Annotated in this window: 14 protein-coding genes and 2 tRNA genes; 5 read left to right on the plus strand and 11 right to left on the minus strand. The window is 68.9% G+C overall.

From position 1 onward, the window contains the following. Window positions 1–97: 97 nt before the first annotated feature. Entirely contained in the window at window positions 98–979 is an 882-nt protein-coding gene (locus tag OTB19_RS16495; RefSeq protein WP_267798997.1) for a rhomboid family intramembrane serine protease, read from the minus strand. A 186-nt stretch (window positions 980–1,165) separates the two neighbouring features. Further along, window positions 1,166–1,717: a peptidylprolyl isomerase gene (locus OTB19_RS16500; protein WP_267799046.1), complete on the minus strand. Its 552-nt coding sequence runs from the start codon at window positions 1,715–1,717 to the stop codon at window positions 1,166–1,168. A gap of 175 nt (window positions 1,718–1,892) precedes the next feature. Between OTB19_RS16500 and OTB19_RS16505 the strand changes: the two genes are divergently transcribed. Then, on the plus strand, window positions 1,893–2,582 hold the full coding sequence (locus tag OTB19_RS16505; protein ID WP_267798998.1) for a DUF5324 family protein: 690 nt from the start codon (window positions 1,893–1,895) through the stop codon (window positions 2,580–2,582). Between the two features lie 107 nt (window positions 2,583–2,689). Here the strand turns inward: OTB19_RS16505 and OTB19_RS16510 are convergent, their stop codons facing one another. Together OTB19_RS16510 and OTB19_RS16515 are read right to left on the minus strand one after the other, a co-directional pair. Next, a complete protein-coding gene (locus OTB19_RS16510) occupies window positions 2,690–3,202 on the minus strand; it encodes a LysM peptidoglycan-binding domain-containing protein (protein ID WP_267798999.1) in 513 nt (170 codons plus the stop codon). Window positions 3,203–3,329: 127 nt separating this feature from the next. Further along, window positions 3,330–3,809 (minus strand): MarR family winged helix-turn-helix transcriptional regulator, encoded by a 480-nt coding sequence (locus tag OTB19_RS16515; RefSeq protein WP_267799000.1) that lies wholly within the window; start codon window positions 3,807–3,809, stop codon window positions 3,330–3,332. Window positions 3,810–4,141: 332 nt separating this feature from the next. Between OTB19_RS16515 and OTB19_RS16520 the strand changes: the two genes are divergently transcribed. Further along, complete coding sequence (locus tag OTB19_RS16520; protein ID WP_267799047.1) at window positions 4,142–5,497, plus strand: MFS transporter; 1,356 nt, start codon at window positions 4,142–4,144, stop codon at window positions 5,495–5,497. A gap of 150 nt (window positions 5,498–5,647) precedes the next feature. Here the strand turns inward: OTB19_RS16520 and OTB19_RS16525 are convergent, their stop codons facing one another. Both OTB19_RS16525 and OTB19_RS16530 read right to left on the minus strand, forming a co-directional pair. After that, window positions 5,648–6,370, minus strand: coding sequence for a very short patch repair endonuclease (locus OTB19_RS16525; protein WP_267799001.1), 723 nt, complete (start codon window positions 6,368–6,370; stop codon window positions 5,648–5,650). A gap of 77 nt (window positions 6,371–6,447) precedes the next feature. Continuing rightward, the gene (locus OTB19_RS16530; protein ID WP_267799002.1) at window positions 6,448–7,758 is read right to left on the minus strand and encodes a DNA cytosine methyltransferase; all 1,311 of its coding nucleotides are present in this window, start codon (window positions 7,756–7,758) and stop codon (window positions 6,448–6,450) included. 122 nt (window positions 7,759–7,880) lie between these two features. Between OTB19_RS16530 and OTB19_RS16535 the strand changes: the two genes are divergently transcribed. After that, window positions 7,881–8,738 carry an Eco29kI family restriction endonuclease gene (locus tag OTB19_RS16535; RefSeq protein ID WP_267799003.1) on the plus strand — a complete coding sequence of 286 codons (858 nt, stop codon included), beginning with the start codon at window positions 7,881–7,883 and terminating at the stop codon, window positions 8,736–8,738. A 524-nt stretch (window positions 8,739–9,262) separates the two neighbouring features. Here the strand turns inward: OTB19_RS16535 and OTB19_RS16540 are convergent. After that, a tRNA-Ala gene (locus tag OTB19_RS16540) sits at window positions 9,263–9,335 on the minus strand. Between the two features lie 160 nt (window positions 9,336–9,495). On the opposite strand from OTB19_RS16540, the gene OTB19_RS16545 reads away from it, so the two are divergent. Both OTB19_RS16545 and OTB19_RS16550 read left to right on the plus strand, forming a co-directional pair. Further along, window positions 9,496–10,044 carry a helix-turn-helix domain-containing protein gene (locus tag OTB19_RS16545; RefSeq protein ID WP_267799004.1) on the plus strand — a complete coding sequence of 183 codons (549 nt, stop codon included), beginning with the start codon at window positions 9,496–9,498 and terminating at the stop codon, window positions 10,042–10,044. An 83-nt stretch (window positions 10,045–10,127) separates the two neighbouring features. Beyond that, window positions 10,128–11,525, plus strand: coding sequence for a serine/threonine-protein kinase (locus tag OTB19_RS16550; RefSeq protein ID WP_267799005.1), 1,398 nt, complete (start codon window positions 10,128–10,130; stop codon window positions 11,523–11,525). Window positions 11,526–11,594: 69 nt separating this feature from the next. Here OTB19_RS16550 and OTB19_RS16555 read toward each other — a convergent pair whose 3' ends face one another. The 4 genes from OTB19_RS16555 to OTB19_RS16570 all read right to left on the minus strand — a co-directional run bounded on the left by OTB19_RS16555 (window position 11,595) and on the right by OTB19_RS16570 (window position 14,086). Next, on the minus strand, window positions 11,595–12,908 hold the full coding sequence (locus OTB19_RS16555) for a hypothetical protein (protein WP_267799006.1): 1,314 nt from the start codon (window positions 12,906–12,908) through the stop codon (window positions 11,595–11,597). A gap of 122 nt (window positions 12,909–13,030) precedes the next feature. Next, the gene (locus tag OTB19_RS16560; RefSeq protein WP_208809277.1) at window positions 13,031–13,165 is read right to left on the minus strand and encodes a DLW-39 family protein; all 135 of its coding nucleotides are present in this window, start codon (window positions 13,163–13,165) and stop codon (window positions 13,031–13,033) included. A gap of 145 nt (window positions 13,166–13,310) precedes the next feature. Beyond that, window positions 13,311–13,384: transfer RNA gene (locus tag OTB19_RS16565), tRNA-Ile, on the minus strand. A gap of 153 nt (window positions 13,385–13,537) precedes the next feature. Then, complete coding sequence (locus tag OTB19_RS16570) at window positions 13,538–14,086, minus strand: DUF3566 domain-containing protein (protein WP_420716847.1); 549 nt, start codon at window positions 14,084–14,086, stop codon at window positions 13,538–13,540. Window positions 14,087–14,168: the final 82 nt, after the last annotated feature.

The following is a 14,168-nucleotide window of genomic DNA, read 5'->3' on the forward strand; positions in this document are numbered from 1 at the left end:
GGAAGCTCTCCCCATGAGTTATCCACAGCGTCATCCACACCTGAGGAAAAGACAGAAGATCTGTGGATAACTCTGTGGAGAGTTGACGCCGGTGTGATCAGGTGAGTGCGGTCAGCTCGGCCGTACGGACCACAATCAGGCCGATGACCAGGAGAAATACCGCCGCGCACGTCACCCACTGGATCAGCGCCCGCTTTCTGCCCGCGGTGGGCAAGAGCATCCCCAGTGCTACCAACGCACCGGTGACCAGGCCGCCGATGTGGGCCTGCCAGGACACCTCGACGCTCCCGATCCGCACGAAGGTCAGCAACAGCATCAGGCCGACCATGATCAGGATCGGGCGCATCTCGTAGCGCAGCCGCCGGGCCAGCACGACGGTGGCGCCGAGCAGCCCGAAGATGGCGCCCGACGCGCCGAGGGTGGGGGTGGACGGCGTGGTCAGCAGGTAGACGAGGGCGCTGCCGCCCAGCCCCGACAGCAGGTAGAGGGTCAGGTAGCGGGCCCGGCCGAGGGCTGCTTCCAGGGGGCCGCCGATCACCCACAGGGCGAGCATGTTGCCGATGATGTGCCACCACTCGGTGTGCAGGAACACCGAGGTCAACAGGCGGTGGTACTCGCCGTTGGCCACGCCGTGGAGCGGTCCGCCCCAGTAGTCGACGTAGCTGCCGAGCAGTTCCAGGGGGACGGCGATGGCCGGCGCCAGCAGGGTCGCGAAGAACACGGCGACGTTGACGCCGATGAGGATCTTGGTGACGAGGTGCGGGTCGGCGGCGACCACACCGCCGGCGACGGTGCGCGGGACGTTAGCGGCGGGACGGTGGCCCGTGCCGGAGCCCTCCCGGACGCATTCGGGGCACTGGAAGCCCACCGATGCGCTGATCATGCACTCGGGACAGATCGGACGCTCGCAGCGCGTGCAGCGGATGCCCGTGCCTCGGTCCGGGTGGCGGTAACAGCCCGGCAGACGGTCGGTGTCCATCGGTCCCCTCGATCGGCGGCGAGGCGGAGGGTGCCACCCCGCCGGTCCGGTAGGCGTCCAGGTATGTATCCAGGACGGACGGGCGGGGCGAAAAGGTTCCCGGGCAGCGGCGCGGCAAAGTCCGCTCGAAGGCAGCACCCGGGGGTTCGGGCGCCCTGGGGTTCAGCGCTTGTCGAAGGCGACCGTTCAGCTCTTGTCGAAGGCGACCGTTCCGCGCTTCTCGATCACGACGGACTGGAGGATCACGTCGTCCAGCGGGCGCTCGGTGCGCGGGTTGGTCGGCAGTCCGGCGATCGCGTCCACGATCTTCTGGCCGGCCTTGCCGGTGACCTCGCCGAAGATGGTGTGCTTGCGGGTCAGCCAGGCGGTCGGCGCGACGGTGATGAAGAACTGCGAGCCGTTGGTGCCCGGGCCGGCGTTGGCCATGGCGACCAGGTACGGCTTGGTGAAGGCCAGGTCGGGGTGGAACTCGTCCGCGAACTGGTAGCCGGGACCACCGGTGCCGTTGCCGAGCGGGTCGCCGCCCTGGATCATGAATCCGCTGATGATCCGGTGGAAGACCGTGCCGTCGTACAGCGGGTCCGTGGTCTTCTGGCCGTCCGTGGGCCGCGTCCACTCGCGGGCGCCGGTGGCGAGCTCCACGAAGTTCCGCACGGTCTTGGGGGCGAAGTTCGGCAGCAGCTCGATCTCGATGTCGCCGTGGTTCGTCTTCAGGGTGGCGTAGAGCTTCTCGGCCACGGATCTGCCTTCCATAGTCATCACTGTCGGTACAGATACTCCCACGGGGTGCTTCCACGCACAGAAATCCTCCACTCGGATGCCCTGTCACGCATGCCGGTCGACGGTAAGGCAGGCATGATCCGACAAAGGGTGGAAAGGTGAACTGTGTCCGCCACCGAGGAGGAGGAACCCCGTGACCCGCAAGGACAGCGTGCACGCGGCAGCCGAGAGCGCCAGGGACAGCATGCGGCACGCAGCGGAAGTGGTGGCGCCGTACGCAGGAACCGCCAAGGACGCCGCTGTGCACTATGCGCAAGAGGCGAACGAGCTGCTGGCGCCCAAGATTTCGTACGCGGCCGGCGAGGCTGCCCGGCACGCCCGTACGACGTACGACTCCCATCTGCACCCCCACATCAAGGCGGCGCGCTCCCACGTGCCGCCGAACGTGGACCGGGCCGCGACGAAGGCGGTGAAGCAGACCCGACGAGCCGCGCGACAGGCAGCCGAGTACACCCAGCCGCGACTCGAAAGCGCGCTCGCCGCGGCGCAGCCGGTGGCCGAGGAGGCCGCTTCCCGGTCGACCGCCGCCTTCGCCGCCCTGCGCGGCCAGGTGTCGGCGGAGGAAGTGCGCAAGCTGGTGCGACGCCAGAAGCGCCGAGCCCGCACGGGCCGGGTCTTCAAGGGCGTTCTGCTGGTCGGCGTCGTCGCCGGCGGGGCGTACGCGGCCTGGAAGTGGTGGGACCGGCAGTCCAACCCGGACTGGCTCGTCGAACCGCCGGCGGCCACCGAGCTGTCGGCCCGCGACTCCGCTCCGGCGAGCTTTGACGACGAGCTGGCGGCCAAGGAGCAAGAGGCCCGCTCGGCCGGCGACGACCAGCAGTAGCGGGAATCGCGAGCCGTACGGCAAGAGCGCGAGCCGTACGGAAGACAGGGCGAAGGGGCCCGGATCGATCCGATCCGGGCCCCTTCGCCCTGTCCGTCACCCCGCGGTCAGTTGGGGAGGGTGAGCACCATCCCCGGGTGGATCAGGTCGGGGTTGGAGCCGACGACTCCCCGGTTCATGGCGTAGAGCTCGCGCCAACGGGCCTCGTTGCCGAGCTCGCGGCGGGCGATCGCGGACAACGAGTCGCCGGACTTGACGGTGTACATCCGCTTCGCGACGGGCGCCGGCTTCGGCATGGGCGCCGACGGGACCGCCTTGTGCGCGGCGGACGCGGGGGTGGGCGTGTGGTGCGCCACCGGTCCGGGCGCAGGGGGCTTCGGCGGCATCGCGGCGGCGGGCCGCGGGGGAGCCGGCGCGGGCTTCGGGGGAGCGGCGGCAGCCATCCGGTCGGCGGCCGCTTTGGTGGCCGCGGCGGCGTCGGTGTACTTCCCGCCGAGGTCGTTGCGCGCGTCCGGGGTGGCGGGCTTCGCCGCCGCCTGCTGCTCCACCTGCTCCTTCGCCGTCTCGGCGGCGTCGTGCGCCTTCTTCTTGTCGGACTTCAGGAAGTCGAAGATTCCCATGGTGTGTACGCCTCCGGCGTGGTGTCGCCCCCTGGCACAGTGCCTCCCTCCACTCTCGGTCACCCGGCGCCGACCGGCCGGGTGACTGAGCCGTCCGGGGGACACCCCGGGGCCCGGGCGTTCCGGTCTACTGACGGGCGCGGCGGGCCGGGCGGGGGCCTTCGGAGGGAGCGTTCAGGGGGCCGTCGGCGAGCAGCTTCAATCCGTGCAGCAGGGCGTCGCGGGCGGTCGCGGGCAGGGCGGCCAGCGCGTCGCGGTGCACCCCGTCGACGATCCGTTGGCTCTCCTCGGCGACCTGCGCGCCCCGCTCGGTGACGGCGATGATCCGCGCCCTGCGGTCCTTGGTGGACGGCCGCCGCTCCGCCAGGCCCGCCTTCTCCAGGGCGTCGATGGTCACCACCATCGTCGTCTTGTCCATGTCGCCGATCTCCGCGAGCTGGATCTGCGTGCGTTCCTCGCCCACCGCGTGCACGAGGACGCAGTGCATGCGGGCGGTCAGACCGATCTCGCCGAGGGCCGCCGCCATGCGGGTGCGCAGGACGTGACTGGTGTGGTCCAGGAGGTAGGAGAGGTCGGGTTCGGTCCGGGTGGGCGCCATGGCAGTCATGGATCCACTTTAACAATCCGGTCCGAAGTAAATAGTCTGCAACGGAACCATCTGTTACGGTCCAATCATCGCCACGCACCAACCCGCCCCGCGCCAACAGGCCCCGCACCGAGCCGGATGCGACCCGAACCCGAGCCGGACCCGAGCTGGAGGACCCGATGCCCACGCCCACGGACGCCACCACCCCCACCACACCCCCCGCGCCCACTACCGCCGCCACCCGCACCGGCGAGGACCGCGAAGCCGACACCGCCGCCGTCACCCCCTCCCACACCGCGCCCACCCGGGGTCTGCGCTCCCGCTGGACCGCCCTCGCCGTGATATCCACCGGCATGCTGATGACGGTCCTCGACGGCAGCATCGTCACCGTCGCGATGCCCGCCATCCAGAGCGACCTCGGCTTCACCCCCGCGGGCCTCAGCTGGGTCGTGAACGCCTACCTGATCGCCTTCGGCAGCCTGCTGCTGCTCGCCGGCCGACTCGGCGACCTCCTCGGCCGCAAGCGGATGTTCCTCGTCGGCACCACCGTCTTCACCGCCGCCTCGCTGCTCGCCGGCGTCTGCGACTCCCCCGCGACGCTGACGGCGGCCCGCTTCCTCCAGGGCGTCGGCAGCGCGATGACGTCGGCCGTCAGCCTCGGCATCCTGGTCACGCTGTTCACCGAGGCCCGGGAACGCAACAAGGCCATCGCCGTCTTCTCCTTCACCGGTGCCGTCGGCGCCTCCCTGGGGCAGGTCGTCGGCGGTGTGCTGACCGACGCCCTCGACTGGCACTGGATCTTCTTCATCAACCTGCCCGTCGGACTCGCCGCGCTGCTCCTCGCGTTGCCCGCGCTCCCCCCCGACCGCGGTCTGGGCCTGCGCGCCGGAGCGGACGTCGTCGGCGCCGCCCTGGTCACCGCCGGGCTGATGATCGGGATCTACGCCGTGGTCAAGGTGGAGGAACAGGGCTGGTCCTCCGCCCACACCCTCGGCGCGGGATCGCTCTCCCTGGCCCTCCTCGGCGCCTTCGTCCTGCGTCAGGCCAAGGCCCGCACCCCGCTGATGCCGTTGCGCGTCCTGCGCTCCCGCGCCGTGGTCGGCGCCAACCTGATCCAGATCCTCGTCATGGGCGCCCTGTTCTCCTTCCAGATCCTGATCGCCCTCCACATGCAGAAGGTCCTGGGCTACGGGGCCTCCGACACCGGACTCGCGATGCTCCCCGCCGCCGTGATGATCGGCGCCGTCTCACTCGGCGTCTCGGCCCGGCTCAACTCCCGGTTCGGGCCCCGCAACGTGCTCATGGCCGGTCTCGCGCTGCTCGCCCTGGCCCTGCTCCTGCTCGTCCGACTGCCCGTGGACGCCGACTACGTGAGCGACCTGCTCCCGGTGATGCTCCTGATCTCCGGCGGCGGCCTGGTCCTGCCGGCGCTGACCGCCCTCGGCATGTCCGGCGCCGGGGACGGGGACGCGGGGCTCGCGTCGGGCCTGTTCAACACCACCCAACAGATCGGCATGGCCCTCGGCGTCGCCGTCCTGTCCACCCTCGCCGCCTCCCGGACCGAGACCCTGGCCGCGGCCGGCCACACCCCGGCCGCAGCCCTCACCGGCGGCTACCACCTGGCCTTCGCCACCGGCGCGACCCTGCTCCTCACGTCCCTCGCCCTGACCGCCACCCTCCCGAGATCCCCCGGGACCCGCACCCTCTAGTGCTGTGACCGACCTCGCAGCGGGCACGGAAAGAGGCCTCCCTGACCTGCGTTTCGACAGGTCAGGGAGGCCTTTGAGGGTGGGAGCCCAGTAGGTTCCCATCCGGGGTCGCAGGCGCGCTCATCTAAGTTCCGATATTGACGGGCTCCGTTACATTGCCTTCGCCTGGCGATGGGAGTCCGCCACCCGTTCTCGAACAACTTGGTTGATCCGCTCAGCTGCCATCTCCGGATCTTCGTGTTCCCAGATCCGCACGACAGTCCACCCCTGCGCGTTCAGCGCCGCGTTCGTGTCGGCGTCGCGGGCCCGATTCCCTGCGATCTTCGCTTGCCAGAATTCGGCTCGCTTGGTCGCGGGTCGATAGTGCTCGGGGCAGCCGTGCCAGTAACAGCCGTCGACGAACACAGCCACTCTGGCTTTGGTGAATACGACGTCGGCCGTACGCCGAAGGTCCGCGATAGGCCTCGCCGAGACGCGATAGCGGAGTCCCTTGCGGTATAGAGCGGAACGTAGGACACGCTCCGGTTTCGTGTCCCGCCCCTTGTTCGCGGACATGACCGCGCGGGAGGCCGGCGACGACGCCCACGAGCCCGGCGGCACGGTCTCGGGAGTCACGTATCCAGCGGTACGCGCCATCACCCACGCTTGCGCCAGGTTGGCGGCGCGGGTCTCGGCGTCCACTTCTCCGACGTAGCGCTCTCGCGTCTCACCGCTTTGCGACCACCGAAGGTAGGCGCGGATTCGACGAGTGCTGCGGTAGAGGCGCAGCGCGACCGAGGCGCGAGCGTACCGTCCTTCACCGACATCCACCGCTCGCGTGTGGCGACCGCCGGCGGCTCGGTCCTGTTCGGCCGCGCGTGCCTCCCTGTTCATCCCCGCTCGTGGCTTCCACGCCCTATCGGGAGGCATCCGCTCGTTCCAACGCCTCTGCCGATCGTTCGTGGCTTCGGTCACTTGCGCTTCTCCGGGGCCTCCAGGGCTCCAACCGACGCGAGGGCGTTGGCCACGGCATCCGCGAACGCCTTCCCGAGCTTGACCGGCACGGCGTTGCCCAGTTGGCGCATCTTCTCGCCGCGCGGACCTTCGAGAACGACATGGTCGGGGAACGTCATGACCCGTGCAGTCTCGCGCACGGTCATGTATCGGTATCCGGTTCCGCCCCCGAAGTTGGCAAAGTTGACGTCGTCAAGCTGCATGACGGATTCCCCACCGGGCACTCCATGCACGCCCGCCTTCACGGTCTTCGCGGGCCGGTCCAACAGGTTCGGGGTGTGCCCGGCGTACATACGAGCTCCGGGCCAACCGATGTGATCGGCGATGCCGCCCACTTCGATCTTGTTCTTGACCGCCACTTCGGGAACGGACGGAAGGGGATTTCCCTCGTTCTCGTCGATTCCCGCGATGGCGTCCCGCAGCGTGCGCCACGGCTTCATTTCGAGTTTCGCCTTGACCTTCTTGTTCTCGTAGTCGAGTTCGGGAAGGTTGTCGATAACACGCTTGCGGACCTCGGGAGAGACCTTGTGTCGCTTCCAGTATGGCCCACCCTCCCGCATGGAATGAATCATGGCTTCTTCGGAATATTCCTGCTTTGGCAGGTAATTATCCCAATCAACATCCAGGTCGGCCCTGAACGCGACGATGATCACGCGTTGGCGAATCTGGGGAACTCCATAGTCAGCTGCGTTGACGGCCACTTCCTTGACGTCATAGCGCATCTTCGGATCAACTGATTCGTTTGCGAGCAGCTTTTCAAGGATCTCATTGTGTTCTTCCCAGGCATGATCCTTGTGCCGCTCGACGAAGGGCAGTCGCATTTCATTGAGAATGTAGTCAAAATACGGCTTGAATGAGGGTCGAAGCAGACCACGAACGTTCTCACAGATGACGGCCTTGGGCCTCATCTCCCGAATAGCACGGAACATCTCCGGGAACATGTTCCGCTCATCTTCCATACCCTTGGCGACTCCGCCGAGGCTGAACGGCTGACAGGGCGGTCCACCGGCGAGGACGTCGACCTCGTCCGTCACGAGAAGCTTGAAGTCGACCTCACGCACGTCGCCCGGCACGAGCGGCCAACGCTTCTCCGGCTCATCGGGGTTGGGCGGGTTCTTCGTGAGGGACTCGCACGCCCGCTTGGCGTACTCGTTCACCAGGAGCGGACGGAACCCCGCAGCGTGCACAGCCATCGCGAGCCCCCCACCACCGGCGAACAGCTCGACACACGTCCCCACCTCTTGGCGCTCTTCTCGCAGCTCAGACATGAGTAAAGCGTACCGCGGAGTTGTTGATCATGTGGTACATCCCGCCAATTAGCCCGCATGCACCCCAGAACCACCGGTTAGAGTGACCGTGATCACGTGTTTCGCGGAAGATGGGTGCTTAAATGACCGGCCAGTTCAGCGATCAATTCCGCCTCAGCATCACAAGGGCGCTCGGTGATCAGCTGGCAGAAGCTTTGGACAAACTGACCCCCGCGCCTCTCACCCAGGCCAACCTTGACGAGCTGGACGAACGCGCCAAGGTAGAGAAGCTCCAAAGCCGATCCGGTGTCTACCAGCTTCACCATGGGCCCGATCGGAAATTGGTATACGTAGGCAAGGCCGATAAGCCTCTTTCATCACGCCTGGGCAACCACCTGCGCAAGATTTCCGGGCGACGTAATATCTCGATTGACGAGATGACTTTCAAGTGTCTGTACGTAGCCGAAGACTTCTCCGCAGTCGCCCCGGAAAAGTTGCTCATCAAGAAGTACAAGGCATCTGGCCATATCCCCTGGAATGCAAACGGGTTCGGCAACAAGGACCCTGGCCGAAATCGGGACAGGACAGTCCTCAAAGCCAACCACTTCGACATGCTGTTCCCAATCGACCTTGGTCGCGCGGTTGAGGGGCTAACGCCCGGGGAGCAGTCTCTTTTCGACCTGCTCCAGCGGATAAAGCAGGGCCTGCCTTACAACTTCCGCTACATGGAGTCGGCGCATTTCAAGAAGGTCGCCATAGCGCTTCCTGACAGCGATATTACAGCGGATGGCGTGTTCGAACTCGTCGCCAAGGCTCTTCCCGACTCGTGGCAGATCAGCGCCCTGATGGGGTACACGATCATGTATGACGACCGTCACACGGACTACGCGAGCGCCTGGCGCTACTACCGTGGCGATGAGGTACTTGAGGCACAGCCGGCAGCGAAGGCGGCTGACGACGCCGACGAGGATTCCGAAGACGATGAGGATGACGAGCTGTAGTCACCGACTCGGAACGACCGTGGTGCCCCTGCCTCGGCTTGATGTCGGGATGGGGGCGCTTCGCGTTACGCGGTGCTGAGTTGCCACGCGGCACGAGGATGATCTTGAAGGTGGCGGGTACCGCGACCATGGGCCAGGGTCATAGGTGGGCTCAGGGGCGATGGACGCGTTCCTCGTGATCGTGGAGCGGGTCCGGAGTAGTGGCGATGCCGTCCAACTGGCTTCGATACTGCGCCCAGGTCGAGGCTGTGACCTCCGCTACGGCCGCTTGCTGTCCTTCCTCGACAGACTGGCTACGAACTGGGGCTCCGCAGGCCGAGGACGGCGGCACCGCCTTCCTCGGCCGCGACTGACGAGGGGTGCCGGTGGCGAGGGAAGCGCGCCCAACAAAGAGACAGGTATGAGCAGATCCCCTGCGTGACCAGGACCCTCCGGGCTCCGCGCCTGCCTATCCACCCCGCCAGGGGCATGAAAAAAGACCTCCCCGATCTGCGTTTCCGCAGGTCAGGAAGGTCTTTTGAGGGTGGAGCCTAGGAGATTCGAACTCCTGACATCTGCCTTGCAAAGGCAGCGCTCTACCAACTGAGCTAAGGCCCCGAAAAGTGGACACGGCCTCTCCCGGAGAAGGAGTGGTCGTTCCGCAGAACAGAGTACCGGGTGTACCCCCTCATCCCGCAAAATGATAGGGACTCCCGCCCCGCGACCACTCTCCGTAAGATGCTCGCGAGGTTCGCACCAGCGAAGGGGAGTAGTAAGAGTGGACGCTGTACAGCAAGAGGCCACGGCCAGAGCCAGAGAGCTTCAGCGCAGTTGGTACGGGGAGCCGTTGGGGGCGCTCTTCCGCCGACTCATAGATGACCTCGGCTTGAACCAGGCTCGCCTCGCTGCCGTCCTCGGGCTTTCGGCGCCGATGCTGTCCCAGCTGATGAGCGGCCAGCGCGCCAAGATCGGCAACCCGGCCGTGGTCCAGCGGGTCCAGGCCCTCCAGGACCTCGCCGGCCAGGTGGCCGACGGAAGCGTCAGCGCGGCGGAGGCCACCGACCGGATGGACGAGATCAAGAAGACCCAGGGGGGATCCGTCCTCAGCAACAGCGGCCAGACGACGTCCAGTTCGGGCGCGCCCACCGTCAAGCGGGTCGTCCGTGAGATCCAGTCGCTGCTGCGCTCGGTCTCGGCGGCCGGGGACATCATCGACGCGGCGGAGACCCTCGTCCCCAGCCATCCGGAACTGGCAGAGTTCCTCCGGGTGTACGGAGCGGGTCGCACCGCCGACGCGGTGGCGCACTACGAGTCGCACCAGAACTGAGTCACGACAGACGACAGACGACGACGCTCGACGGCCGACGGCAGGCCACGGACGACAGAGGACGACGGGGGACGGGCACAGCGATGGGTGAGGTCTTCGCGGGCCGGTACGAACTGATCGACCCGATCGGTCGGGGTGGAGCGGGCGCCGTCTGGCGCGCCTGGGACCACCGTCGTCGTCGGTACGTCGCCGCGAAGGTCCTCCTGCAGAGCGACGCCCACACCCTGCTGCGGTTCGTGCGCGAGCAGGCCCTGCGGATCGATCATCCGCACGTGCTCGCGCCGGCCAGCTGGGCGGCGGACGACGACAAGGTCCTGTTCACCATGGACCTGGTCGCCGGGGGCTCGCTCGCCCACGTGATCGGGGACTACGGCGCCCTGCCGCCCCGGTTCGTGTGCACGCTCCTCGACCAGCTCCTGGCGGGCCTGGCGGCGGTGCACGCGGAGGGCGTCGTCCACCGTGACATCAAACCGGCCAACATACTGATGGCGGCCACCGGAACCGGGCGGCCGCACCTGCGGCTGTCCGACTTCGGCATCTCCATGCGCAAGGGTGAGCCGCGACTCACCGAGACCGACTACGTCGTCGGTACGCCGGGTTACTTCGCCCCCGAGCAACTCCTCGGCGCGGAGCCCGACTTCCCCGCCGACTTCTTCGCCACCGGCCTGGTCGCCCTGTACCTGCTCCAGGGGCGCAAGCCCGACGCCCAGGCCCTGGTGGAGCACTTCTTGGCGCACGGCACCCCCGACGCCCCCGAAGGCGTCCCCGCGCCCCTGTGGGACGTCATCGCGAACCTCCTCCAACCGGACCCCCAGAGCCGGTTCAAGACCGCCACAGGGGCACGCAAGGCCCTTGCCGAGGCCGTGGAGCTGCTTCCACCCGCCGCTCCGGACGAGGACCCGGTGGAGGTGTTCGACCAACTCGGCCCGCTCCCGGCCGGTTTCGGCCCCCACGGCCCGCAGAACACCGCCGCGGTGACCCCCGAGGGACCCACCGCCGCCGTGGTCCCGCCCGCGCGTCCGGGGCCCGCGGGGACCACTCCGACGGACCCGCGCGCGGGCGCCCTGCCCCCGCCCCCGTTCCGGCCGCCGGGCCCGACCCCGTCGTCGGCCACGGCCGCACCCGCCCACGCCCCGACGCCCGCTCCCACCCCGACGTCGGCCCCCGCCGGGTACGGCGCGCCCCTCGACGCGTTCGGGCCGCCCCCGACGGCGTACGGCCCCTCCGGGACCGGCAGTTTCCACCTGCCCCCGCCGGCCGCGCCCGAGCCGGTCACCACCCCGCTCGGCGCCGAGGCACCGGCGCATCCCGCAGCGACCTCACCAACCACACCGACCACACCCACCGACCGGGCCGCGCCCGTGTCGGCGACGTCCCGCGCCTTCCGGATCCCCCCGCCCCCGGCCAAGGTCACGGCCGCCGTCCTCGCCGCCGCGCTCCTCTGCTTCGCGGTGGGCGTCTGGGCGTTGACCCGCGTCTGAGCCACCCGCGCCCGCCCGCGCCCCTCCGTCCCCCCGAACGCCCCCGAACGCCCCCGAACGCCCCTGAAGCTACGGGCGTCCCGCCCCGCCCCGCCGGGACAGCAGGATCCATCCGCCGAGCACGAGCAGCAGCGCCGTTCCCGCCCCGAAGCCTCCGGTGGCCACCGCCCGCATCACCGAACGGGTGTCCTCGGCCGCGGCGGCCTCCGGCCCGGTGAGCCCCTCCTTGGCGGCGGTGCGGTCGGCTGCGTCCACCCCGAACCCGGCCGCGCCCAGGCTCTCCCGGTACACGGGCGCCTTCCCGGGGGTGCCGAGGACGTCCATCCGCAGGGTCAGCGGCACCGGCACGACGTCCTCGGTGAACTCCCCGACCTTCCCGCCCAGCGTCACGGCGACGTAGTACCAGCCGGCCACCCGCGTCCCGCGCATCTCGGCGTCGTCGGAGAAACGGTTCTCGTACGCCACCGGAGCCGTTTTGGGCAGCGTGACCCCGGCCTGCTTGCCGTCGTAGGAGGCGTCCTTGGAGTCGACGAGCGCCCGGTAGGGGCTGTAGACCGAGACCGTGAGGCCGTCGGACGCCGAGCCGTACTCCTTCGTCATCCGGGCGGCCGCGATCTCCGCGCCGATCCCCAACTGTTGTCCCCAGTCCAGCGGGACGCGGTAGTACCGGGTCTGTCCGGGCCGCAGGTCGTCGCGCCACACCCCCGTTCCGAGGGCGCGCGCGTCGTTGAAGCCGGTGCCGCCGGTCCGGTCGAGCGAGGCGCCGCCGGGCAGGGTGGGCGAGGCCGAGGGCCAGACGCTGGGCGCGACCGTGGGGGAGCCGCCACCGAGGGCCGGCTCGCGCAGGACGAGGAGTTCGACCGGCCACCGCCCCCGGTCGGAGTCCTTGGCCGCGGTGCGCGTGACCTTCGCGTAGTAGGTGGCGGCGGGCTGGCACTCGCCGTCCTCCTTGACCCGCCGGACGGCCGCCGCGCTCACCGGGACGGGGTCGGCGCCGAAGCCGGCCCGCGCGTAGCCGGGGCAGCGGGTCCCCGCGCCGGAGATGATCTCGACCTCGATGCCGTCGCTGTAGCCGACCTTGGCGCCGGCGGGCGGCCGGACCACCGCGGAGACGTACACGTCGGACGTGGCGTCGAGCCGGAGTTGGTAGAAGCGTTCCTCCGGGCCGATGGTGTCCTCGTAGACCGTCCCGGTCTCCAGCGGCGCGGTGTCCGCGGTGGAGGGCCTGCCCTCCACCTGCTTCGCCCCGTCCGCCGCGCGGTACGTCGGCACCGGCTGCGGCGCCGGGCCCGCCGCCCACGCGGCCCCCGGAAGTGCCGCCACGAGCCCCAGCCCGGCGGCCCCCGCCAGCACGACGCTCCGTACCTGACGTCCCCGATCCATCACACGCACCCCGAGTTTGCTAGCGCAAGCCAAATCTTTGCATACCGCAAGTTTTCGTCACAGAACAGCACAAAGCCCCGGCAGCAGCGGCAGCCGGGGCTTCATGGGATCAATCGTGGGTCTCACACGCCAGAACCAGAAGGCACGGAGTCGGTTGCCTCCGTCCACAGGTCCTGCTCGGCACGGTCCGCCTGGATCTGGCGGTACACGAGGAGCCCGCCGATGGCGGCCAGTGCGACCAGGAGCAGCTTCTTCACCGCGCGACCTCGTCTTTCGTTGACGTTGGGGACTTCTGGCGCCCAACAATACACACCGACCGATACCGATCGGTTATCTGGGAACGCCTCAACTGGCCCAACGACAAAGACCCCCAGGCCGGGGGCCTGGGGGTCTTCGACACTGTGGGGCTAACAGGATTTGAACCTGTGGCCTCATCCTTATCAGGGATGCGCTCTAACCAACTGAGCTATAGCCCCATCCGCGCTGCGCGCTGACTCCTGAAGGTTAGCGCACACACCCGGTAGGTCCAAAATCCGTTCCCGGGGGCCCCGCGGTGGTCGACCCGGGGGACGCCGGATGGGCGTCCCCGCAGGTCAGTCAGCCGGTGGGCGGACCCTCGAACCGGTCGGTCACTCGTCCTCGGCCAGCGTCAGCTCGACGCCCCCGACGAAGCCCGCCGACAGGTTGTAGATGAACGAGCCGAGCGTCGCCAGCGCCGTCATGAGCACCACGTCGATGACCGCGATCACCGAGCTGAAGATCAGCACGCGGGGCAGCGAGAGGAACGACTGGAGGTCGAACCCGTTGCTCTCGTTCGAGCCGGTCGCCTCGCTGATCGTGCCGCCGACGGTCGAGAAGACGCCCATCGCGTCCATGACCATCCACAGCACCACCGACGCGACGACCGTGCAGACGCCCAGCGCGATCGACAGGAGGAAACTGACCTTCATCACCGACCACGGGTCGGCCTTGGCCACCCGCAGTCGCGCCTTGCGCGTCCGGGGCGCCGTACGGGCCCCGGTGCGCGGCCGGCGCTGCGCGTCCCCGCCCTGGCTCCCGCGCGCCGCCCCCGGGCCCGAGGGCGCCGAGTAGGCCTGCGGGGGCTGGTAGGGCTGACCGTCCCGGTTCTGACCGGCGTCCGTCGGCGACTTCGGCTGCGGTCCTCGGGTATCCGTCACGGTTCCCCCCTGGGAGTCCGCGGCGGGGCCACGGGCACCGTTCGCTCCAGTCTTGGCCGGTCCGGCGCCCGCGGCTCCACTC

This window comes from Streptomyces sp. H27-H5 (genome assembly GCF_026627505.1).
In the GTDB taxonomy this organism is placed as follows: domain Bacteria; phylum Actinomycetota; class Actinomycetes; order Streptomycetales; family Streptomycetaceae; genus Streptomyces.